We start from the raw sequence: 22,330 nt of genomic DNA, 5'->3' as shown, positions 1-22,330 counted from the left end.
GGAAAGGGTCAGGTCAGCCACGCTCACCGAGCAGCCACTCCAGCTGCACTTCGTGCTGGCCACGGTCATCGGTGACGAACACCGTGCCTTCGCTGATCATCACGTCCCACTTGATGCTGCGCGGCATGTCGGTGGCCAGGGTTTCCAGCACCTCCTGCGGCACTGCAGCGATGTTCAGGTTCTTCAGGCCCTTGACCGCAGGCACCACCTTGCTCTCCCACACCCGCAGGCTACCGTAGGCCAGCAGGCTGGTGCGCTCGGTGCGACGGGAGCACCAGGTCAGGCGGTCGGCATCCGGTTGGCCGACTTCGATCCAGTGCAGGACGCGATCGTCCAGGCTCTTTTCCCACAACGCCGGTTCGTCGACATCCGACAGACCACGACCAAACGACAATTGCTCGTTGTACCAGAGTGCGTAGGCCAACAGACGAACGGCCATACGCTCTTCGGTTTCCGAAGGGTGACGGGCAATGGTCTGCTTGACGCTTTGGTAGACGTTGCGATCGAGGTCAGTCAGATTCAGTTCGAATTTGTAGGTAGTGGACGGCTGGGCCATGGTCGACGGGCTTCTTGCGCAAAGAAAAGTCACACAGTCTAACCGATCCTGCCCCTCGTTGCGCCGCGGCAGTATCTGCCGCTTCAGAGCTATGATAAAACCACGGCTCTGCCCAGTTGCCACGGATGCCCCATGTCTACGCCCAGCAAACCCCTCGCCGGCCTGAAAGTCATCGAACTCGGGACCCTGATCGCTGGCCCGTTCGCGTCGCGCATCTGTGCCGAGTTCGGTGCCGAGGTGATCAAGGTCGAGTCCCCCGATGGCGGCGACCCGCTGCGCAAATGGCGCAAGATGTACGAAGGCACGTCGCTGTGGTGGTTCGTGCAGGCACGCAATAAACAGTCACTGACCCTCAACCTCAAGCACCCGGACGGCCGCGAGATCCTCAAGCGCCTGCTGGCCGAGGCCGATATCCTGATCGAGAACTTCCGCCCCGGCGTGCTGGAAAAGCTCGGCCTGGGCTGGGATGTGCTGCACGCGCTCAACCCGCGCTTGGTCATGGTACGCCTGTCGGGTTTCGGCCAGACCGGGCCGATGAAAGACCAGCCAGGTTTTGGCGCAGTGGGCGAGTCCATGGGCGGCCTGCGCTACATCACCGGCTTTGACGACCGCCCGCCCGTGCGCACCGGTATCTCCATCGGTGATTCGATTGCCGCGCTGTGGGGGGTGATCGGGGCCTTGATGGCGTTGCGGCACCGCGAGGTCAACGGCGGCCAGGGCCAAGTGGTGGACGTGGCACTGTACGAGGCGATCTTTGCCATGATGGAAAGCATGGTCCCGGAATTCGACGTCTTCGGTTTCATCCGCGAACGCACCGGCAATATCATGCCCGGCATCACGCCCTCCTCCATCCACACCAGTGCCGATGGCAAGCATGTGCAGATCGGCGCCAATGGCGATGCGATCTTCAAGCGTTTCATGCAGGCCATAGGCCGCGCCGACTTGGCCGAAGACCCTTCATTGGCCACCAACGATGGCCGCGACCTGCGCCGTGACGAGCTCTATGGGGTGATCGACCGCTGGGCCAACAGCCAGCCGCTTGAGCAGCTCATGCAGGTGCTCACCACCGCCGAAGTACCTGCAAGCCGCATCTATTCTGCCGAGGACATGTTCAACGACCCGCAATACCTGGCGCGGGAAATGTTCCTGCAGGCGCGCCTGCCAGACGGCAAACCCTTCAAGATGCCAGGCATCGTACCCAAGCTTTCGGAAACACCCGGCTCCACCGAGTGGGTCGGCCCTGCGCTGGGCGAACACACTGACGCACTGCTCACCGCCCTGGGCTACGACGCGGCCGCCATCGCCGGCCTGCGCGAAGCAGGCGCGGTCTGACGCCTGCCGCCGCCGATGCGAGCTGCCCACGGGTTACGCACCCTGCTTTTACTGTGCGCGCTGCTGCCTGCACTGGCCGTGCCGCACGCGGCGGCCAAGGAGCGCTTGTTGTGGCTGGTTCGTGACCTGCCGCCCTTCACCATTTTTGAAGGAACAGAGAAAGGCCAAGGGGTCATTGACCGCCTGCTGCCACTGCTGATCGAGCAGATGCCCGAATACGATCACAGTATCGTCCGGGTAAACCGTGCCCGCGGTATCCAGATGCTTCAGGACCCGAACACTTTTACCTGCGACCCGACCTTGCTATGGACGCCGGAGCGTGCCGAGTACGTGCACTTTTCCATACCGTCGCTGGGGGTGTTGAGCGGGGGGCTGGTGGTGCGCAAGGCAGGTGAGGCACTGCTGGCGCCGTTTCTCACCGACAACGAGGTCGACCTGCCCGGGCTGATGAGCCACACCCCGTTGAAGCTCGGCATCGTCGCCGAACGCAGCTATGGCACGCAGATCGACGAGATCCTGCGCCAACTGCCAGGCTCAGCACTCAGCCGCCACTACGGCAACGATGCCACCGCCAACCAGTTGCAGATGCAAAAACTGGGGCGCCTGCACATGGTGATGGGGTATTGGCCAGAAGTGCGTTACCTGATCCAGCAGCAAGGCGGGTCACTGGGTGACTACCAGTTTCATCCGGTTCGGGGCGTGAACCGCTATCAGTTTCTGCATGTGGGCTGCTCAGACTCGGCACTGGGTCGCGAGGCCGTTGCGCATATCGACCAGCTATTGCCCACGCTACGCCAAGAGACCTTGCCAGGGCTCTATGCCCGGTGGCTGGACCCTGAGTTGCAGGCAACGTACCTGGAACAGAGCAAGCAGTTTTTCAAACAACCCTAGTACTGCAGACAAAAGAAACCCCGGAACGCTGGGGAGGACGCCCGGGGCTAATTGAAAGTCCCTTGGGACTTCCCGTGACAGCCTGCCAGCACCGGAGCAATGCGCTGGCTAGCTGCCCTTACTGTGTCTGATAAGCAATTCAGGCAAAGGTTCCCGGCATTTGCTGTCGCTGTTGCAAGGCAGCAATCACACAGGGCTGCAAGCGGCCTTCGGCAATCTGCAGGTCACGGTGCAAACCATCTACCAGGTCAATGAGCAGGCGCTGTTCCTGCAACTGGCGCAGGCTCACCGTGCGTTGCAGGGTGATGCCTTCAAGGCTGTCAAAGACGGTCAATTGGCGGTTGCCACTGGCATCGGCAACGCCCAGGTGCGTCTGGTAGGGGGTCAGGGCTTCGTTCAGCAGTCTGCAGATTCTTTCCATCCGGATCACTCGCTGCGTGGTGGGCTATGGAGAAACTGACCAACAAGCGCAGCACAAAGTTCGAAACGCTGCGGCTGTTTCAGTGAGCATGCGGGGCGCAGGTGACAGTTTGAATACGCCCGCCCAGGCGCTGAAGTGCGCGTTGCAGATGGGCCATGGACAGTGGCCACGGCAGCTCGGCGACGACCCACAGCCCCCGTCGCTTCGCCTCCAAGGCCAGGTTCTGCTGTTCGGGTGTGGCTTGGCCGACGAACAACAAGGCGCGCAAGGCGTGGCTACCTGCAAGTTTTTTCAACAGCGCAAGCCCTGCCCTTTTGGGCATGGCGTGATCGAGGATCAGCAAGTCAGGGCAACGCTTAGCGCTCAGGCACGCGTGCAGCTCGGCGGCTTCTTCAGTGATGCGCACATTGAAGATGCCTTGGGCATTGAATGCCTGATGCAGGAGGATTTGATGGGAAGGGCGTGCCTGGTGAATCAGCACATAAGGCCTGGACATGAGCCACTCCTGGAGAAAGGACTGGCAAATCTAGGCAACATCCCAAGAGGGTTAAATAGGAAATATCCGAAATATCAGATGGAAAACCAGACAATCAAGGGCCGCTAAGCAGCCCTTGATATCACCGCAATTAAAGCGGCTTACCGCGGTTACCATGCTGGCTGACAAAGCCCTGAACGGCCTTCAGGTCATTGGCCAGCACCGTGCAACGCTCTTCGCGGCTGAACAGATCGGCCAGGTGTGCAGGCAATTCCAGCGCCTTGCCAACACCTGCCTTCTCCACGGCTTCCGGGAACTTGACCGGATGCGCGGTACCCAGCACCACCATCGGCGTGTCCAGGCTACGACGGCACTCGCGGGCGGCCTTGACGCCGATCGCGGTGTGCGGGTCGAGCACTTCGCCGGTGCTGGCGAACACTTCGGCGATGGTCTCGCAGGTCTGCTCGTCACTGACGGCCAGCGAGTCGAACAGTTTGCGCGCTTCGGTCCAGCGGTCTTCGTCAACGCTGAAACCGCCACCCTGCTTGAAGTTGTCCATCAACGCGGCAATGGCTGCACCGTTACGGCCGTGCAGGTCGAACAGCAGGCGCTCGAAGTTGGACGACACCATGATGTCCATCGATGGCGACAGGGTCGCGTGCAGGGTTTCCTTGACGTACTGGTTGCCGCTCATGAAGCGGTGCAGGATGTCGTTACGGTTGGTGGCGACCACCAGCTGGCTGATCGGCAGGCCCATGTTGCGTGCCAGGTAACCGGCGAAGATGTCGCCGAAGTTGCCGGTGGGCACCGAGAACGCCACCGAGCGGGCTGGGCCGCCCAACTGCAGGGCTGCGTGGAAGTAGTAGACGATCTGGGCCATGATCCGCGCCCAGTTGATCGAGTTGACGGCCACCAGGCGGGTGCCCTTGAGGAACGACTGGTCGGCGAAGCTGGCCTTGACCATCTCCTGGCAGTCGTCGAAGTTGCCTTCGATGGCGATGTTGTGGATGTTGTCGCCGAAGATGGTGGTCATCTGCCGACGCTGTACTTCCGACACGCGCTGGTGCGGGTGCAGGATGAAGATGTCGACGTTGTCGCAGCGGCGGCAACCTTCGATGGCAGCGGAGCCGGTGTCACCGCTGGTGGCACCGACGATCACCACACGCTCGCCGCGCTTGACCAGCACGTGGTCGAGCAGGCGGCCGAGCAGCTGCAGGGCAAAGTCCTTGAAGGCCAGGGTCGGGCCGTGGAACAGCTCCATCACCCACTCGTTGCTGTTCAACTGGCGCAGCGGCGCCACGGCGGCGTGGGCGAACGCGCCGTAGGTTTCCTCGAGGATCTTTTTGAAGTCGGCGTCGGCGATGCTACCGGCGACGAACGGGCGCATCACGCGGAAGGCCAGTTCGTGATACGGCAGGCCAGCCCAGGAAGCGATCTCTTCCTGGGTGAAGCGCGGCAGGTTTTCAGGGACGTACAGGCCGCCGTCGCTGGCCAGGCCAGCCAGCAGGACATCTTCGAAATTCAGGGCCGGTGCCTGGCCACGGGTGCTGATATAGCGCATGGTGCAAACCTTCGATACTGAGGCCGGGGCCGCGTGCGCGGCCCAACGGCATGATTCGTTAATTGAGCTGTTCGACGCGGATGCGCACGACCTTGCCGACCACATCCTGCAGGGCTTCCAGGGCGACAATGGCGTCGTTGATGCCCTGCTCGACCACGCGATGGGTCAGCAGAATCATCGGCACCAGGCCGTCCTGTTCCTCGGCTTCCTTTTGCATGATCGACTCGATGTTGATGCCACGCTCCGAGAGGATGCTGGCCACCTGGGCCAGCACACCGGGGTGATCCTTGGCCTGGATGCGCAGGTAGTAGGCGCTTTCACAGGCTTCGATCGGCAGAATCGGGTGCGCCGACAGCGAGTCTGGCTGGAAGGCCAGGTGCGGCACGCGGTTTTCCGGGTCTGAGGTCATTGCGCGTACCACGTCGACCAGGTCGGCGACGACCGACGAAGCGGTCGGCTCCATACCGGCACCTGCGCCGTAGTACAGGGTCGAACCGGCGGCGTCGCCGTTGACCATGACCGCGTTCATCACGCCGTTGACGTTGGCGATCAGGCGATCGCTCGGGATCAATGTCGGGTGCACGCGCAGCTCGATGCCTTCAGCCGTGCGACGTGCCACGCCCAGGTGCTTGATACGGTAGCCCAGGGCCTCGGCGTAGTTCACGTCAGCGGTGGTCAGCTGGGTGATGCCTTCGGTGTAGGCCTTGTCGAACTGCAGCGGGATGCCAAAGGCGATGGACGCCAGGATGGTCAGCTTGTGGGCCGCATCGATGCCCTCGACGTCGAAGGTCGGGTCGGCTTCGGCATAACCCAGGGCTTGGGCTTCGGCCAGCACGTCCGGGAAGGCACGGCCTTTTTCGCGCATTTCGGTGAGGATGAAGTTACCGGTGCCGTTGATGATGCCGGCCAGCCAGTTGATACGGTTGGCCGACAGGCCTTCACGGATCGCCTTGATCACCGGGATGCCACCGGCAACCGCCGCTTCGAAGGCGACGATGACGCCCTTCTCGCGGGCCTTGGCAAAGATTTCATTGCCATGCACGGCGATCAGCGCCTTGTTCGCGGTGACCACGTGCTTGCCGTTTTCGATGGCCTTGAGCACCAGGTCGCGGGCGATGGTGTAACCACCGATCAGCTCGATGACGATGTCGATTTCCGGGTTGGTCGCAACGTCGAACACATCAGCGGTAATGGGGGTACCGGTAATCTGGCAGTTCGGGTTCTGCGAGCGCATGGCAATCTGTGCCACTTCAATACCGCGCCCGGCACGGCGGGCAATCTCCTCGGCGTTGCGCTGAAGTACATTGAAGGTTCCGCCACCGACGGTCCCCAACCCACAGATGCCTACTTTGACCGGTTTCACTGTGAACTCCCCATTGAACGGCCGGCACCTGCGCCGACCGTGAAACATGCCGTCACCCCATGACGACGGCGTACTGTATTGATTACTTGGCTGCTTGCTGCTGGCCGGCCAGGGCCAACTTGGCCACTTGCGGCGCCGGCTGGTAGCCCGGGATTACCTGGCCGCTTTCGAGGACGATCGCCGGCGTGCCGTTGACGCCGATCGACTGGCCCAGCTGGAACTGCTTGCTGACCGGGTTGGCGCACTTGGCGGCCTTGATTTCCTTACCCTCGACCATCTTGTCCAGCGCCGCACGGCGGTCGCTGGAGCACCAGACTGCCTGCAACTGCTGATCACCTGGCGAACCGAGGCCCTGGCGCGGGAAGGCGACATAGCGCACTTCGATACCGCGGCGGTTGAGCTCCGGCACTTCGGCGTGCAGCTTGTGGCAGTACGGGCAGGTGGTGTCGGTGAACACGGTGATGTGTGACTTGGTCTCGCCCTTGGCAGGATAAACCACCATCTCGGCGGCTGGAATGCCGTTGATGAGCTTGGCAACGCCTTGGCGCTCGGTCTTCTCGGTCAGGTTGACCGGCTTGCCGTCCTGGATCTGGTACAGGTAGCCCTGCATGACGAACTGGCCGTCAGCACTGGCGTACAGCACGCGGCCGCCCTGCAGCTTGACTTCATACAGGCCATTGAGCGGGCTGCTGGCGACGCTTTCAACCGGCACTTCCAGTTCGAGGTTCTGCAACGACTTGCGAATGGCCTGCTCGGCACCGGCATTGCTGTCGGTTGCCGCGGCAACGGCAAAGGTACTGGCCAGCGCCAACGCGGCGGCGGCGAAAATCTGGGTCACGCGCATGGGAACTCCTGAAGGCGGACAGGGGCCGGAGGGCGTCGCCTGCGGAAAAAACGCGGCGACCGTGCGGCCCTTGGTGCAAACCGCCCAAGCCTACCACAACACGCTAGCCGTGAAGGGGTCTGCGAGTACCGGTCGGCGGAACATGAAAATCATTCATCCACGCGGGTGATGCTGGGCGTGCAGTTGCTGCAGACGGGCTTTGGCCACGTGGGTGTAGATCTGCGTGGTCGACAGGTCGCTGTGGCCCAGCAGCATTTGTACCACGCGCAGGTCGGCGCCGTGGTTGAGCAGGTGGGTCGCGAAGGCATGGCGCAGGGTATGCGGCGACAGTGATTTGTCGATCCCGGCGACCTGTGCCTGGTGCTTGATACGGTGCCAGAAGGTCTGTCGGGTCATCTGCTCGCCGCGCAGGCTGGGGAACAGCACATCGCTCGGGCGCCCGTTCAGCAGCTCGGGGCGGCCATTGCGCAGGTAGCGTTCCAGCCATACCACCGCCTCTTCCCCCATCGGCACCAGGCGCTCCTTGCTGCCCTTGCCCATCACCCGCAACACGCCCTGGCGCAGGTTGACCTGATCGAGCGTCAGGCTGACCAGTTCGGTCACGCGCAGGCCACAGGCATAAAGGACTTCGAGCATGGCGCGGTCGCGCTGGCCGATGGCTTCGCCGAGGTCCGGCGCCTGCAGCAACGCCTCGACGTCGGCTTCTGACAAGGATTTGGGCAACGGCCGGCCCAGCTGCGGCATCTCGACCTGCAAGGTGGGGTCGACAGCGATCAGCTTTTCCCGCAGCAAGTAACGAAAGAAGCCACGCAAGCCAGACAGAAAGCGTGCTGTAGAACGTGGCTTGTAGGCTTGGTCGAGGCGCCAGGCCAGGTGATCGAGGATCAGCTCACGCCCCGCGTCAGGCAAGGCCACGCCCTGCTCCTGCAGCCAGCCATTGAACAGCGCCAGGTCGCTGCGGTACGAAACCCGGGTGTTGTCGGACAGGCCCTTTTCCAGCCACAGGGCATCGAGAAACTGGTCAATCAGGGGATGGTCGAGGGCGGGCATGAAAACTCGGTGGCAAACGACGAAATGACGCTTAGTCTTTCATAACAACGCCGGCATAGGGAGCCCGCATGAACGAACAGCAGATCCTGCTCAGCGTCGCGGGCATCGGCGCCGCCGCCCTGGCCTGCCAGTGGCTGGCGTGGCGCCTGAAATTGCCGGCAATCCTCTTCCTGCTGCTGGCCGGCATCACCGCCGGCCCGCTGCTCGGCTGGCTCGACCCCCAGGCGCTGTTCGGCCCACTGCTGATGCCCTTGGTGTCGCTGGCCGTGGCACTGATCCTGTTCGAGGGCAGCCTGACGTTGCACTTGTCGCAGTGGCGCGACATCGGCAGCGTGGTCCACCGCCTGGTCACAATCGGCGCCCTGTCGACCTGGCTGGTGATCGCCCTGGCGACTCACTGGCTGCTGGGGTTCGACTGGCCGCTGGCGATCCTGTTCGGCACCTTGACCCTGGTCACCGGGCCGACGGTGATCGTGCCCATGCTGCGCGTGGTGCGGCCGAAGGCGGCGATCGCCAACATCCTGCGCTGGGAAGGCATCGTCATCGACCCGATTGGCGCCCTGCTCGCCGTGGTGGTGTACAGCTTCATCATCGCCAGTGCCGATGGCAATGGCCTGAGCCAGAGCCTGGCCACCTTTGCCGGGGTGATCTTCTGTGGCAGCGCACTGGGCGCGGCCGGCGGCTGGTTACTGGGGCAGGTCATGCGTGAGCAGTGGCTGCCAGAGTACCTGCACAACCTGGCTGCACTGGCGGCAGTGCTGGGCATCTTCATCGCCTCCAACCAGATCGTTCACGAATCTGGGCTGCTGGCCGTGACGTTGATGGGCATGTGGCTGGCCAACATGCGCGGGGTGGATGTGCGGCAGATCCTGCACTTCAAGGAGAACCTCAGCGTGCTGCTGATCTCCGGCTTGTTCATCCTGCTGGCCGCACGCCTCGACCTGCATGCCCTGCTCGGCCTGGGCCCAGCGGTGCTGGCGCTGTTGCTGGTGATCCAGCTGCTGGCGCGGCCGCTGAACGTCTTTTTGTCCACCCTCGGCTCGGGGCTGAACTGGCGCGAACGGGCCTTGCTGGCCTGGATCGCACCGCGCGGTATCGTGGCCGCGGCAGTCTCGGCGATCTTCGCCATCCGCCTGCACGAAGCCGGCCATGAGGATGCACTGCTGCTGGTGCCGCTGACCTTTGCCGTGATCATCGGCACCGTAGTGCTGCAAAGCGCCACGGCCAGGCCCTTGGCGCGCCTGCTCAAGGTGGCCGAGCCTGCCCCCAGCGGCTTCCTCATCGTCGGCGCCAACGGGCCCGCGCGCACCCTCGGCAAAGCCCTGCAGCAACTGGGCTGCCGGGTATTGCTGACTGACTCAAGCTGGGAAAACATCCGCGCCGCGCGCATGGACGGGCTGCCAACCTACTTTGGCAACCCGGCCTCGCAGCATGCCGATGCACACCTGGACCTGGTCGGCCTCGGCCATCTGCTGGGGCTGTCCCCTGCAGGTGAGATCAACGCCTTGGCCTGCGCACGTTTTCGCCACGATTTCGGCCATGGCCGCCTGTTCGTGCTGGCCAGCGGCCTGGAAAAACAGCGCAGCGACAAGCACCGCGCCAGTGAGGAACACCGCGGCCATTTGCTCGGCTCAAGCCCGATGACCTACCAACAACTGGCCAATCGCTTGCACCACGGCGCCGAGCTGTACAGCACCACCCTGACCGAGGGTTTCGACTGGGACAACTATCAGGCACTGCATGGCGAGCGTGCGCACCTGTTGTTCGCCCGTGACAGCCACGGCTGGGTGCATGTGTCGAGCCCTGACAACCCGCTCACCCCGCAACCTGGCTGGACCCTGGTGGCGCTGGTAGAACCGGCGCCAGTCGCGGGCACGGCCACCACACCAGGGTGAACCTCAGGCTGCTGGCAGCACCGGCACCGGGCGCTTGTCTTCGTCGATGGCGACAAAGCTGAACACGCCATGGATTGCCCGTTCACGGCCATCCAGGTACATGTTCTCGACGAACACATCCACCTGCACCTGCAGGCTGGTGTTGCCCACTTTGATCACCGTGCCGACCAGCTCGACGATCGAGCCCGCCGGGATCGGGTGCTTGAAGTCGATACGGTCGGTCGACACCGTTACCAGCGGCAAACGGCAAAAGCGCGTGGCCGCGATGAACGACACTTCATCCATCCAGGCCAGCGCAGTGCCGCCGAACAGGGTGTTGTGGTGGTTGGTGGTATTGGGGAACACCGCCTTGGTCACGCGGGTCACCGACAATTCGGTGCGGCGCTGGATTTCCTGGTCTCGGGTTGTCATGTCGGGTCACATCGCTTGGGGTTCAAAACGCAAAAAAGCAGCCCGAAGGCTGCTTTTTTTCTCGCAAGGCGGCCTGGGCCACCGGTCAAACTGCACTCAGGACAGTTTTTCCTTGATGCGAGCGGCTTTGCCGGACAGGTCGCGCAGGTAGTACAGCTTGGCTTTACGCACGTCACCACGACGTTTCACGGCCAGGCTGTCGATCTGCGGGCTGTAGGTCTGGAAGGTACGCTCTACGCCAACGCCGCTGGAGATTTTGCGCACGGTGAAGGCGCTGTTCAGACCGCGGTTACGCTTGGCGATAACGACGCCTTCGAACGCCTGCAGACGGGAACGCTCACCTTCCTTCACTTTAACCTGGACGATAATGGTGTCGCCCGGTGCGAAGGTTGGGATTTCCTTGCTCATCTGCTCGGCTTCGAGCTGCTGGATGATCTTGTTGGTCATGCTGTGCTCCTAAGATGGATACGTGATCCACCATCGATACGTTTAACTATCGTCCCGCTCGCGGAGGTATTCCTCGAGCAGCTTCTTCTCTTCTCCAGAAAGCGAGCGACTTTCCAGAAGATCGGCGCGTCGTTCGAAGGTCCTACCAAGGGACTGCTTCATCCTCCAACGCCGGATATGTGCATGGTTGCCACTTAGCAACACGTCGGGAACACGCTGATCCGCATACACCTCAGGTCGGGTGTAGTGCGGGCAATCGAGCAGACCGTCGGTGAAAGAGTCTTCCTCCGCCGAGTCCACATGCCCTAAAGCTCCGGGCAGCAGCCGCGTAACCGCATCGATCAGTACCATGGCCGGCAGCTCGCCACCGGAAAGCACATAGTCGCCAATCGACCACTCCTCATCGACATGAGCCTCAATAAAGCGCTCGTCGATGCCTTCATAACGACCGGCGATCAGGATCAACGATTCCTGTTCGGCCAGGCCTTTGACCGCTTGCTGAGTCAGCTTGCGGCCTTGCGGCGAAAGGTAGATCACCTTTGCCGATGCTCCGGTCGCTTGCCTGGCGCTAACCAGGGCGTCTTCCAGAGGCTTGATTTTCATCACCATGCCCGGACCACCGCCAAACGGCCGATCATCCACGGTGTGGTGGCGATCTGTGGTGTAGTCCCGCGGGTTCCAGCACGTTACCTGAAGCAACCCCTGTTTTACCGCGCGGCTGGTAATACCGTACTCCGTGATGGCCGAGAACATCTCGGGGAACAACGTGATGACGTCTACGCGAAGGTTACCCATCGTTTAGAAGTCCGCGTCCCATTCAACCCGCATCACGCCTGCTTCGAGGTCGATTGCCAGCACGCATTGCTCCGTATAGGGCAACAAACGCTCGCGATCATCCAGGCTGCCTGCGCACGGCTTGACCACCATTACATCGTTCGCACCGGTCTCCAACAGGTGATCGACCTTGCCGAACAGATGTTCGTCCTGGTTGATGACCTTCAAGCCCTGCAACTGGTACCAGTAGTACTCGTCGACGGGCAGGTTGGGCAAAAGGCTCCGCGGTATGCAGATCTCGTAACCACTCAGAAGACGGGCTTCATCGCGATCATCGAGGCCTTTCAGTTTCACGACCAGGCCCTTTTGGGAGCCACGACCGCTGACCAGCTCTACCTGTTTTACCTTGCCTTCGTGCTTGAGCGTCCAGCGTGGATAATCCAACAGGTTTTCAATCGGATCGGTAAAGGAATACACCTTCACCTCGCCGCGAACGCCGTGAACCGAAAAAATCTTGCCAACGACGATGAGGTCGTCAGCCTTTTCTGGCGTCGCGTTCATATATCTTAGGCAGCGGCCTTGGCAGCTTCCTTCAGCAGCTGAGCAACACGCTCAGACGGCTGCGCGCCCTGGCTCAGCCAGTAGGTGACGCGTTCCTGGTTGACCGACAGCTTGACTTCGGCGCCCGATGCGATCGGGTTGAAGAAGCCAACGCGCTCAACGAAACGGCCGTCACGGGCGTTACGCGAGTTGGTCACGGTCAGGTGGTAGAAAGGGCGCTTTTTCGAGCCGCCACGGGCCAGACGAATGGTTACCATGTGAACATCGTTCCTATAGTCGGTGCTGCAGTTGGTACTGCAGTCGGTGCTGCAAATCTGAAAGCCAAATAGGCACATGCGTGCCCAAAAGGCCGCATATTCTCGGGGAATACACGGACATTTGCAAATGACTTTTTCGGCAAGGCCTCGCCATGCCGTCCAGATTCGCCGGTTAAGCCACGCTTATCGCGGCCATTGCCCCGCCACGGCGGGGGTTCTGAGCGCTCGTCCGGTAAAAGACAAGCGCCCGGAATAGGGGTTACAGCTTCGGCATGCCGCCGCCTGGCATCATGCCGCCAAGGCCGCGCATCATCTTGGCCATGCCGCCCTTGGCAGAGAATTTTTTCATCATCTTCTGCATCTGCTTGTGCTGCTTGATCAGCCGGCCGACGTCCTGCACCTGGGTGCCGGAGCCAATGGCGATGCGGCGCTTGCGCGAGCCGCTGAGCAGGTCAGGATCCCGGCGCTCGGCCGGGGTCATGGAGTTGATGATCGCCTCCATCTGCTTGAACTGCTTCTCGGCCGCGCCCTGGGCATTGCCCATCTGCGACAGGTTGACCCCGCCGATGCTCGGCAGCTTGTCCATCAAGCCGCCCAGGCCGCCCATGTTCTTCATTTGCTGCAGCTGGTCGCGGAAGTCTTCGAGGTCGAAGCCCTTGCCCTTCTTCAGCTTCTTGGCCAGCTTGTCAGCCTTGGCCTTGTCGATGGTCTGCTCGGCCTGCTCGATCAGGCTGAGCACGTCGCCCATGCCGAGGATGCGCGAGGCGACGCGGTCCGGGTGGAACGGCTCGAGGGCCTCGGTCTTCTCACCCATACCGATGAACTTGATCGGCTTGCCGGTGATGGCACGTACCGACAACGCGGCACCGCCACGGGCATCACCGTCGACCTTGGTCAGCACCACGCCGGTCAGCGGCAGGGCTTCACCAAAGGCCTTGGCGGTGTTGGCGGCGTCCTGGCCGGTCATGGCGTCGACCACGAACAGGGTCTCGACCGGCTTGACCGCAGCATGCAGCGCCTTGATCTCGTCCATCATGTCGGCGTCGATGTGCAGACGGCCGGCGGTGTCGACGATGACCACGTCGATGAATTTGAGCTTGGCTTCGCGAATCGCCGCTTCAGCGATGGCGACCGGCTTCTGGCTGATGTCGGACGGGAAGAAGGTTACGCCGATGTCGTTGGCCAGGGTTTCCAGCTGCTTGATCGCGGCCGGGCGGTAGACGTCGGCCGAGACCACCATCACGCTCTTCTTCTTGCGCTCCTTGAGGAAGCGCGCGAGCTTGCCGGCGGTGGTGGTCTTACCTGCACCCTGCAAGCCGGCCATCAGCACCACGGCAGGTGGCGCGGCGTTCAGCGCGAGGTCTTCGTTGGCCGCGCCCATCAGGCTTTCGAGCTCGGCCTGGACGATCTTCACGAAGGCCTGGCCTGGGGTCAGGCTGCGCGACACCTCGGTACCGACCGCACGTTCCTTGACGCTGTTGACGAAATCCTTGACCACCGGCAAGGCAACGTCGGCCTCGAGCAACGCCATGCGCACTTCGCGCAGCGTGTCCTTGATATTGTCTTCAGTCAGCTTGGCCTTGCCGGTGACATGGCGCAGCGTCTGTGACAGGCGGTCGGTCAGGTTTTCGAACATGGTGATCCTTTCAGGCCCAGTAAAAGCCGAGGTTTGTCAGGCGCCCAGGGGGGAAATGCACACACCCGGGGCACAGCAAGGCGGCGATTATAGCGAAGTGCGGCGGCGGCGCACACCTTGCCTTCCCAGCGGCAAGCTACGGGCGCCAGGCGGCAAGAAAATGCAGCCACCTCGCGGATCCGCCTTTGCTTGTACCTTGCGGCTTCCAGCTTGCAGCTCTCTATGCCAAACTCCGTCTCTTTAAGGCTCGCCAACCAGGACTTATGTTCTCCTCACCCAGCCTCATCCCCAACCTGATCGCCGCCGGCCTTTATATAGCTGCGACCCTCTACCAGGGCACGCACCTGGCCCAGGGCCGCAAAGCTGACAAACGGCTGCTGGGCCTGCTCGGCGCCCTGGCTGTCATCGCCCAGGGCGGCGCCCTGTTCTTCCAGCTGATCACCCCGCTGGGCCTGAGCCTGGATTTTTTCAGCGCCGCCAGCCTGATCGCCGTTGCGGTCATTACCCTGACCTTGCTGGCGTGCCTGCGCATCCCGGTAGAAAACCTGCTGGTGCTGCTGTTCCCGCTGGGCGCGGTCACTGCGCTGCTGGCCCAGTTCGCGCCCCCCGGTACCGTGCCGCTGATCAACGAAGAGCCCGGCATCCTCGCACACATCCTGCTGTCGATCCTCGCCTACGGCCTGTTCACCATCGCGGTGTTCCAGTCGTTGCTGCTGTTGCTGCAGGACCACCAGCTGAAAAACAAGCACCCGTCAGGCCTGATCCGCAACTTCCCGCCGCTGCAAACCATGGAAAGCCTGCTGTTCGGCTTTCTCTGGGCCGGCTGGTGCCTGCTGTCGCTGTCGCTGATTTCTGGCTGGCTGTTCCTCGACAACCTGTTCGCCCAGCACCTGGTGCACAAGACCTTGCTGGCCTGCGTCGCCTGGGTGGTGTTCAGCGTGCTGCTGTGGGGCCGCACCCGCCTGGGCTGGCGTGGCCACAAAGCGATCCGCTGGACGCTGGCCGGTTTCTGCCTGCTGATGCTGGCCTATTTCGGCAGCAAGCTGGTTCGCGAATTCATCCTGCATATCTGACGGCCGCCCATGGACACCCTGCCGTACGCACCGCTCCTCGGCACTCTGGCACTGGCGCTGCTCTGGTCGGCGCTTTTCAGCGCCGTGGATGCCGCCCGCCTGCAGCTCAATGGTTCGCTGCGCAATGGCGACGACGGTCAAGCCCCCCTGCCCGCCCAGGCGCTGGTGCTGTGCGCCAGCCTCGGCAAGTTGCTGGTGCTGGTGCTGGCGTGCCTGATTGGCCAGCGCTACAGCGGCGAACACGGCTTCTGGCTGGCCGGCCTGGGCGCGACGCTGGCCTTGCTGGTGTTTGCCGAATTCCTGCCCCGGCGCCTGGCGCGGCGTAACCCGCAGGCGTTTGCAAGCCTGGGTGCAAGCCTGCTGAAAGTACCCCTGGCGCTTCTGCAACCCTTGGCCTGCCTGCTCGATGGCTGCGCCAAGCTGCTGCTGCGCCCATTCCGTGTGCAGCCTACGGCGGTCGCCTTGCACCCGGAGCAAGACGACGACTTCGACGAAGACGAGGAGCACGAGCCTGCACGCCATGGCCTGCTCGACGGTTTGCAATCGCTGGACAAAGTCACCGTCAACGACATCCTGGTGCCGCGCAACGAAGTCGATGGCATCAACCTGGACGACCCGATCGAACGCATCATCGAGCAGCTGATCGTCAGCCGTCACACCCGCTTGCCGGTCTATCACAACGACATCAACCAGGTTGAGGCGATCCTCAACACCAAGCTGATCAGCCACCTGCTGCCCAAGGCGGAGCTGACCCTGGAGAAGCTCCACGGCGCCTGTTACGAGCCCTATTTCGTACCCGAAAGCACGCCCCTGCAGCTGCAGTTGCTGAACTTCCATAAACAGCAACGCCGCCTGGGTGTGGTGGTGGACGAATACGGCGAGGTGCTGGGCATCGTCACCTTGGAAGACATCCTCGAAGAGATCGTCGGCGAGTTCGAAGACGAACAGGGGCTGGACAACCCGCACGTACACCCCCAGCCCGATGGCACCTTCGTCATCGAAGGCACCGCCTCGCTGCGCGAGATCAACCGCACCTTGGGCTGGCACCTGCCCTGCGATGGCGGGCCAAAGACCCTCAACGGCCTGGTCACCGAAGCACTGGAAAGCATCCCGGAAAGCGCCGTTTGCCTGAAGATCGGCCGATATCGCCTGGAAATCCTCGAAACAGAGGACAATTGCGCCAGCAAGGTACTGGTGTGGACCGTGACCCGATAGCTATACTCGGGTCACGCTTACCCAGCCCCGCCGTCCCGCCTGCTACCCGCACCCGGCGCCACACGGCCAGTCCGCTCCACTGACACGCCCCGCGGTCCTGCTTCAACACCCCGAACAGTGCCCGCTCCCGCCCCTATCCCCCTTGGGCTATCGTCAGTCGGGCGAGCAAAAGAACAATACGCTCCGGCGTCCGTATAGGCGTGCCTGCCCTTCGAAGGTACGCGCCCTGGCGGATCAAGCCCTTGGAGCACGACCAGACTGTTAGGGACCTACTTAATGACCACGAGCAGCACCTATGCCGAAGCGCCTGCCGCGCCGGTCAACTCCCCCGCACGGGTGGCCACTGCCAGCTTCATCGGCACGGCCATCGAGTTCTACGACTTCTATGTTTACGCCACGGCCGCCGCGCTAGTGATCGGCCCGGTGTTCTTCCCGTCCGGGTCGGGCACCGCGCAGATGCTCGCGGCCTTCCTCACCTTCGGCATCGCCTTCCTCGCTCGCCCGCTGGGCTCGGCGCTGTTCGGGCATTTTGGCGACCGTATCGGCCGAAAATCGACCCTGGTGGCGTCGCTGCTGCTGATGGGTGTTTCCACCACCGCCATCGGCGTGCTGCCAGGCTACGACAGCATTGGCGTCTGGGCGCCGATCATTCTTTGCCTGCTGCGCTTCGGCCAAGGCCTGGGCCTGGGTGGCGAATGGGGCGGCGCGGCGCTGCTGGCCACCGAAAACGCGCCACCGGGCAAGCGCGCCTGGTTCGGTATGTTCCCGCAATTGGGGCCTTCGATCGGCTTCCTGGCTGCCAACGGCCTGTTCCTGACCCTGGCCCTGGTGCTCAGTGACGAGCAGTTCCGTGAATGGGGCTGGCGCATTCCGTTCCTGCTCAGCGCCGCACTGGTACTGGTGGGCCTTTATGTGCGCCTCAAGCTCGAAGAGAGCCCGGTGTTTGCCAAGGCCATTGCCCGCCATGAGCGCGTGAAGATGCCGGTGGTCGACCTGTTCTCCAAATACTGGGTACCGACCCTACTGGGCGCTGCGGCGATGGTGGTGTGCTATGCGCTGTTCTATATCTCGACCGTGTTCTCGCTCAGCTACGGCGTGAGTACCCTGGGCTACAGCCGTGAGACGTTCCTCGGCCTGCTGTGCTTCGCGGTGGTGTTCATGGCGCTGGCCACGCCCCTGTCGGCTTGGCTCAGCGACCGCTACGGGCGCAAACCGGTGCTGATCGTCGGCGGCCTGCTGGCCGTGGCATCGGGCTTTACCATGGAGCCGCTGCTGACCTCGGGGTCGACCACGGGCGTGGCGCTGTTCCTGGCCATCGAGCTGTTCCTGATGGGCGTGACCTTTGCGCCGATGGGGGCGTTGCTGCCCGAGCTGTTCCCTACCCATGTGCGCTACACCGGCGCGTCGGCCGCGTACAACCTGGGTGGCATCGTGGGGGCTTCGGCGGCGCCGTTCTTTGCTCAGAAACTGGTGAGCATGGGCGGGTTGAGCTGGGTGGGCGGGTATGTGTCGGTGGCGGCGGTGATCAGCTTGATTGCAGTGCTGTGCCTGAAAGAGACCCGTAACACGGAGCTCTAACTAATGGGGGCTGCTTTGCAGCCCATCGCAGGCAAGCCAGCTCCTACAAGGCCCACACAGCCCTTGAGCTTTGAGCAGAACCTGTGGGAGCTGGCTTGCCGGCGATGGGCCGCAAAGCGGCCCTAACGGTCCTGAATCAGAACTCGACCTTGACAGCCTGCGAAGCGCGAGTCGCCTTGGCTCGCGCCGCTTCGATCGACTCATCACGTGCCAGGCATACGCCCATGCGACGGGTACCGTTGATTTCCGGCTTGCCGAACAGGCGAATGGCCGTGTCCGGCTCGCTCAGCGCAGCGCCAAGGTTGGCGAAGCTGGTCTGTTGCGATTGGCCTTCTGGCAAGATCACCGCCGACGCCGATGGCCCAAACTGACGCACCACCGGAATCGGCAGGCCCAGAATGGCGCGTGCATGCAGGGCGAACTGCGACAGGTCCTGGGAGATCAACGTCACCAAGCCCGTGTCGTGCGGGCGCGGCGACACTTCGCTGAACCACACCTGGTCGCCTTTGACGAACAGCTCCACGCCGAACAGGCCACGGCCGCCCAAGGCATCGGTGACTGCCTGAGCCACGCGTTGCGATTCTGCCAGGGCTTTCGGGCTCATGGCCTGGGGCTGCCACGATTCTTGATAATCGCCTTTCTCCTGGCGATGGCCGACAGGCTCCAGGAAGGTGGTGCCGCCGACGTGACGCACGGTCAGCAGGGTGATTTCGTAATCGAAATCGATGAAGCCTTCGATGATCACCCGGCCCTTGCCGGCGCGGCCGCCTTCCTGGGCGTAGTCCCAGGACTTCTGCAGGTCGGCATCGCTGCGCAGCAGGCTCTGGCCTTTGCCCGACGAGCTCATCACTGGCTTGACCACGCACGGGTAGCCGACATCGGCCACGGCCTTGGCATAGTCTTCGTAGGTGTCGGCGAAGTGGTACGGCGAGGTCGGCAGGTCCAGCTCTTCGGCGGCCAGGCGACGGATGCCTTCGCGGTTCATGGTCAGCTGGGTGGCGCGGGCGGTGGGCACCACGGTGAAGCCTTCGTTTTCCAGCTCGACCAGGGTCGCGGTGGCAATGGCTTCGATTTCGGGGACGATGTAATGCGGCTTCTCGGCTTCGATCACTGCGCGCAGGGCGACGCCATCGAGCATGTTGACCACATGGCTGCGGTGCGCCACCTGCATGGCCGGTGCATTGGCGTAGCGGTCTACGGCAATCACTTCGACGCCCAGGCGCTGCAGCTCGATCACCACTTCCTTGCCCAGCTCACCGCAGCCGCAGAGCAGTACTCGGGTCGCGGTGGGCGACAATGGGGTTCCGATACGGGTCATTTCAGGTCCTCGAAGGCGTCCGGGGCTGCGCCAGGCTGAGCGCCGCCCGCTGAAAAAGGACCCGTATTCTACACCATCAACCGACCGCGGCAGCCCGCCGGGCGCGAAATGCCATGGCCAGCCACACGGCAGTGACACCGGCGAACTTCGAGGCCATTGCCGTGCCGATCACGGCCGGCGTCAGGGCGCCGATCATGCCGAAGAAAATGAAGGTATCGACCGGGATGCTCAGCGCCGAGCTCAGCCACAGGCGGTCGCGCAGCGGCCGACGGGTGATGCTGAACACCAGCCAGTCGATCAGCTCTGAGATGAAGAAGGCGGTGGCGCTGGCCAGCGCGATGGCCGGTTCCGAGGTGACATACGACAGAACAAGGGCCACCAGCATGGCGACCAAGGCACCATGCCCGAAACGGGTCTGGACCATGTCGCGCAGGATGAACACCAGGCCGCCCCAGGCAGACCAGATGATGTCCAGGTGCGGGGCACTGGAAAAGGCGTAGTTGATCAGCACTACGCTGCTGATATAGGCGATGAGATAGAACATGAGCAGTAACCGTCAGACAAGCCGCACAGGTTACTTGATTTTGGGGTCAGCGGCAGCCGCGCCTACAAAATCATCCCGGCAGCCACTGCCCGCTCATGGCAAAGCTTCAGCACGGCGCGGCGCTCAGTGTTATCCATGCGCCCCCAGCGCCCGATCTCGGCCACCGTACGTTGGCACCCCGTGCAGATGTCCTGCTCGTCCAGCGCGCAGATGCTCACACACGGCGACGCCACCGGGCGCTCTGCCTTGACCGCTTCACTCATCATCCACCACCAAGTCACGGGCATAGCGCTGGGCGTTGTGCACATAGTGCGCGGCGCCGGCCTCGATCAAGCGCATCTGCTGCTCGCTGAGCTCGCGCACCACCTTGCCCGGCGACCCCATCACCAGCGACCCGTCGGGGATTTCCTTGCCCTCGGGGATAAGCGCATTGGCGCCGATGATGCAGTGTTTGCCAATCCGCGCCCCATTGAGGATCACCGCGTTGATGCCGATCAGGCTGTAATCGCCAACCGTGCACCCATGCAGCATGGCGTTATGGCCGACCGTCACCCCCTTGCCCAGGGTCAGGGGCGAACCCATGTCGGTGTGCATCACCGTGCCGTCTTGGACATTGCTGTCTTCGCCGATGTCGATCAGCTCATTGTCACCCCGCAATACAGCGCCAAACCAGACACTGGCACGGGCCTGCAGGCGCACGTTGCCGATCACGGTGGCGTTGGGCGCGATCCAACTGGTTGGATGGCTGTCGACCCGCAGGTCGCCCAGGCGATATTTCATGCTCGCTCCTCAGGATAAACGGCGGCGGTTTGCGGCAAACGGCAGGGTGAGCCCCGCTCAGATCTCGATGTAACGTTCCGGGGGTTGATGCAAGCTGATACCCGCGTCATACAGCAGGTTGACCAGCTCGACGATCATGATCGCCGACAACCCCCAAATCTTGTATTCGCCGTAACGGTAGCTGGGCACATACCAACTGCGGCCCTGGTAATCGATACGGTGGGTGTGGTCCCGCGGGTCCTGGCGGAAGAACTCCAGCGGCACGGTGAATACTGCCGCGATCTCCGCATCATTGGCGCGGTATTCGACGTAATCGGGGATAAGCCCGACGAATGGCGTCACTTTCAGGCCATGCAGCGAGATCAGCGGGCTCAGCGGACCGATCACTTCCACCAGCCCAGGGGGCAGGCCGATTTCTTCTTCGGCCTCGCGCAGAGCCGTAAACACCAGGTCCGGGTCTTCGGGGTCGCGGCGGCCACCGGGGAAGGCGACTTCGCCACCATGGGTCGACAGCCCCTTGGCGCGCAGGGTCAAAACCAGTTCGGGCGCTTCGCTGCGGGTAATGGGCAAGAGTACCGCCGCTTCGGGAAACCTTCGGTCAGTTTCCAGTGATGCAGGTTCATGGTTGCTCATTCGGCGAAGAAGCTCGTCCAGCATTGCGCACTCTCGTATCCAAGGCCTGTCTTGCATGATGCACCAAAGCCGCGAAGCACCCAAGCCCCGTGCGCTTGCGGCGGCCCCGTCGGCGCGCCAAGATAGCCCAGTCAAAAGGGAAGAACAGCATGAAATTCTGCAGCGCATGCGGCCAACCGGTCGTTCAGCGGATCCCCGAGGGCGACAGCCGCCTGCGGTACGTCTGCGAGTATTGCCAGACCGTTCACTACCAGAACCCCAACATCGTCGCGGGTGTGCTGCCCACCTGGGGTAGCCAGGTGCTGCTGTGCCGGCGCGCCATCGAGCCACGCCGCGGCTACTGGACCCTGCCCGCCGGGTTCATGGAAAACGGCGAAACCCTCGACCAGGCCGCCCGTCGCGAAACCGTCGAGGAGGCCTGCGCCCAGGTAGGGCCCATGGCCCTGTACCAGTTGTTCGACCTGCCGCACATCAACCAGGTACACGTGTTCTTCCGCGCGGAACTGGCCGACCTAAGCTTTGATGTGGGCATCGAGAGCCTGGAGGTGCGATTGTTCGAACAACATGAGATACCGTGGGACGAGCTGGCTTTCCGCACCGTCACACGCACACTAGAATGCTACTATCGCGACCGCATCGGGCAGCACTACCCCATAGGCCATGAGTACCTGCCGCCGATGAACGTCTCGCCCACTACTTAAGCCTGCAGGTGCTG

25 protein-coding genes are annotated in these 22,330 nt (G+C 62.8%); 7 read left to right on the top strand and 18 right to left on the bottom strand.

The annotated features are described in order from the left end of the window. Positions 1–13 precede the first annotated feature (13 nt). On the bottom strand, positions 14–556 hold the full coding sequence (locus ACMCNM_RS07780; protein ID WP_186675856.1) for a YaeQ family protein: 543 nt from the start codon (positions 554–556) through the stop codon (positions 14–16). A gap of 132 nt (positions 557–688) precedes the next feature. Between ACMCNM_RS07780 and ACMCNM_RS07775 the strand changes: the two genes are divergently transcribed. Both ACMCNM_RS07775 and ACMCNM_RS07770 read left to right on the top strand, forming a co-directional pair. Continuing rightward, a complete protein-coding gene (locus ACMCNM_RS07775; protein WP_085272722.1) occupies positions 689–1,888 on the top strand; it encodes a CaiB/BaiF CoA transferase family protein in 1,200 nt (399 codons plus the stop codon). A gap of 15 nt (positions 1,889–1,903) precedes the next feature. Continuing rightward, complete coding sequence (locus ACMCNM_RS07770; RefSeq protein ID WP_412764170.1) at positions 1,904–2,779, top strand: TIGR02285 family protein; 876 nt, start codon at positions 1,904–1,906, stop codon at positions 2,777–2,779. Positions 2,780–2,918: 139 nt separating this feature from the next. On the opposite strand, the gene ACMCNM_RS07765 is transcribed toward ACMCNM_RS07770, so the two are convergent. The 6 genes from ACMCNM_RS07765 to xerD all read right to left on the bottom strand — a co-directional run bounded on the left by ACMCNM_RS07765 (position 2,919) and on the right by xerD (position 8,493). Next, complete coding sequence (locus ACMCNM_RS07765; protein WP_027595730.1) at positions 2,919–3,200, bottom strand: DUF3509 domain-containing protein; 282 nt, start codon at positions 3,198–3,200, stop codon at positions 2,919–2,921. Positions 3,201–3,279: 79 nt separating this feature from the next. Beyond that, positions 3,280–3,696, bottom strand: a complete 417-nt coding sequence (locus ACMCNM_RS07760; RefSeq protein WP_412764169.1) for a response regulator — start codon at positions 3,694–3,696, stop codon at positions 3,280–3,282. Between the two features lie 130 nt (positions 3,697–3,826). After that, the gene (gene thrC / locus ACMCNM_RS07755; protein WP_085272719.1) at positions 3,827–5,236 is read right to left on the bottom strand and encodes a threonine synthase; all 1,410 of its coding nucleotides are present in this window, start codon (positions 5,234–5,236) and stop codon (positions 3,827–3,829) included. Between the two features lie 58 nt (positions 5,237–5,294). Continuing rightward, on the bottom strand, positions 5,295–6,599 hold the full coding sequence (locus tag ACMCNM_RS07750) for a homoserine dehydrogenase (RefSeq protein ID WP_085272718.1): 1,305 nt from the start codon (positions 6,597–6,599) through the stop codon (positions 5,295–5,297). A gap of 82 nt (positions 6,600–6,681) precedes the next feature. After that, positions 6,682–7,443, bottom strand: coding sequence for a thioredoxin fold domain-containing protein (locus ACMCNM_RS07745; RefSeq protein WP_027595726.1), 762 nt, complete (start codon positions 7,441–7,443; stop codon positions 6,682–6,684). 153 nt (positions 7,444–7,596) lie between these two features. Beyond that, complete coding sequence (xerD, locus tag ACMCNM_RS07740; protein WP_085272717.1) at positions 7,597–8,493, bottom strand: site-specific tyrosine recombinase XerD; 897 nt, start codon at positions 8,491–8,493, stop codon at positions 7,597–7,599. Between the two features lie 68 nt (positions 8,494–8,561). Here xerD and ACMCNM_RS07735 point away from each other — a divergent pair, with 68 nt between their 5' ends. Beyond that, positions 8,562–10,388 (top strand): cation:proton antiporter, encoded by a 1,827-nt coding sequence (locus ACMCNM_RS07735; RefSeq protein ID WP_412764168.1) that lies wholly within the window; start codon positions 8,562–8,564, stop codon positions 10,386–10,388. A 3-nt stretch (positions 10,389–10,391) separates the two neighbouring features. Here ACMCNM_RS07735 and ACMCNM_RS07730 read toward each other — a convergent pair whose 3' ends face one another. From ACMCNM_RS07730 to ffh, 6 genes are all read right to left on the bottom strand, one after another. Beyond that, a complete protein-coding gene (locus ACMCNM_RS07730) occupies positions 10,392–10,799 on the bottom strand; it encodes an acyl-CoA thioesterase (RefSeq protein ID WP_027595723.1) in 408 nt (135 codons plus the stop codon). Positions 10,800–10,895: 96 nt separating this feature from the next. After that, positions 10,896–11,246 (bottom strand): 50S ribosomal protein L19, encoded by a 351-nt coding sequence (gene rplS, locus ACMCNM_RS07725; protein ID WP_027595722.1) that lies wholly within the window; start codon positions 11,244–11,246, stop codon positions 10,896–10,898. 42 nt (positions 11,247–11,288) lie between these two features. Beyond that, positions 11,289–12,041: a tRNA (guanosine(37)-N1)-methyltransferase TrmD gene (gene trmD / locus ACMCNM_RS07720; protein WP_008094486.1), complete on the bottom strand. Its 753-nt coding sequence runs from the start codon at positions 12,039–12,041 to the stop codon at positions 11,289–11,291. Between the two features lie 3 nt (positions 12,042–12,044). After that, positions 12,045–12,581, bottom strand: a complete 537-nt coding sequence (rimM, locus tag ACMCNM_RS07715) for a ribosome maturation factor RimM (RefSeq protein WP_027595721.1) — start codon at positions 12,579–12,581, stop codon at positions 12,045–12,047. Positions 12,582–12,586: 5 nt separating this feature from the next. Beyond that, on the bottom strand, positions 12,587–12,838 hold the full coding sequence (gene rpsP, locus ACMCNM_RS07710) for a 30S ribosomal protein S16 (RefSeq protein WP_011535318.1): 252 nt from the start codon (positions 12,836–12,838) through the stop codon (positions 12,587–12,589). Between the two features lie 259 nt (positions 12,839–13,097). After that, positions 13,098–14,474: a signal recognition particle protein gene (ffh, locus tag ACMCNM_RS07705; protein ID WP_027595720.1), complete on the bottom strand. Its 1,377-nt coding sequence runs from the start codon at positions 14,472–14,474 to the stop codon at positions 13,098–13,100. Positions 14,475–14,737: 263 nt separating this feature from the next. On the opposite strand from ffh, the gene ACMCNM_RS07700 reads away from it, so the two are divergent. The 3 genes from ACMCNM_RS07700 to ACMCNM_RS07690 all read left to right on the top strand — a co-directional run bounded on the left by ACMCNM_RS07700 (position 14,738) and on the right by ACMCNM_RS07690 (position 18,340). Next, a complete protein-coding gene (locus ACMCNM_RS07700; protein ID WP_027595719.1) occupies positions 14,738–15,547 on the top strand; it encodes an inner membrane protein YpjD in 810 nt (269 codons plus the stop codon). Positions 15,548–15,556: 9 nt separating this feature from the next. Then, positions 15,557–16,762, top strand: coding sequence for a transporter associated domain-containing protein (locus ACMCNM_RS07695; protein ID WP_412764167.1), 1,206 nt, complete (start codon positions 15,557–15,559; stop codon positions 16,760–16,762). 276 nt (positions 16,763–17,038) lie between these two features. Then, on the top strand, positions 17,039–18,340 hold the full coding sequence (locus ACMCNM_RS07690; protein WP_099453088.1) for an MFS transporter: 1,302 nt from the start codon (positions 17,039–17,041) through the stop codon (positions 18,338–18,340). A 136-nt stretch (positions 18,341–18,476) separates the two neighbouring features. Here ACMCNM_RS07690 and purT read toward each other — a convergent pair whose 3' ends face one another. The 5 genes from purT to ACMCNM_RS07665 all read right to left on the bottom strand — a co-directional run bounded on the left by purT (position 18,477) and on the right by ACMCNM_RS07665 (position 21,639). Next, entirely contained in the window at positions 18,477–19,658 is a 1,182-nt protein-coding gene (purT, locus tag ACMCNM_RS07685) for a formate-dependent phosphoribosylglycinamide formyltransferase (protein ID WP_027595716.1), read from the bottom strand. A 76-nt stretch (positions 19,659–19,734) separates the two neighbouring features. Beyond that, the gene (locus ACMCNM_RS07680) at positions 19,735–20,202 is read right to left on the bottom strand and encodes a VUT family protein (RefSeq protein ID WP_027595715.1); all 468 of its coding nucleotides are present in this window, start codon (positions 20,200–20,202) and stop codon (positions 19,735–19,737) included. Positions 20,203–20,264: 62 nt separating this feature from the next. Further along, a complete protein-coding gene (locus ACMCNM_RS07675; protein ID WP_186676208.1) occupies positions 20,265–20,468 on the bottom strand; it encodes a DUF1289 domain-containing protein in 204 nt (67 codons plus the stop codon). Continuing rightward, positions 20,458–20,982 carry a gamma carbonic anhydrase family protein gene (locus ACMCNM_RS07670; protein ID WP_085272711.1) on the bottom strand — a complete coding sequence of 175 codons (525 nt, stop codon included), beginning with the start codon at positions 20,980–20,982 and terminating at the stop codon, positions 20,458–20,460. The genes ACMCNM_RS07675 and ACMCNM_RS07670 overlap by 11 nt, the downstream gene beginning before the upstream one ends. Before the next feature lie 57 nt (positions 20,983–21,039). Further along, positions 21,040–21,639 carry a CoA pyrophosphatase gene (locus tag ACMCNM_RS07665; RefSeq protein ID WP_027595712.1) on the bottom strand — a complete coding sequence of 200 codons (600 nt, stop codon included), beginning with the start codon at positions 21,637–21,639 and terminating at the stop codon, positions 21,040–21,042. Positions 21,640–21,764: 125 nt separating this feature from the next. Between ACMCNM_RS07665 and ACMCNM_RS07660 the strand changes: the two genes are divergently transcribed. Continuing rightward, a complete protein-coding gene (locus ACMCNM_RS07660; protein ID WP_027595711.1) occupies positions 21,765–22,316 on the top strand; it encodes an NUDIX hydrolase in 552 nt (183 codons plus the stop codon). Positions 22,317–22,330 lie beyond the last annotated feature (14 nt).

Source organism: Pseudomonas sp. NGC7 (genome assembly GCF_047159675.1).
Taxonomy (GTDB): domain Bacteria; phylum Pseudomonadota; class Gammaproteobacteria; order Pseudomonadales; family Pseudomonadaceae; genus Aquipseudomonas; species Aquipseudomonas kermanshahensis.
This window is presented reverse-complemented; position numbering and strand designations above follow the sequence as displayed.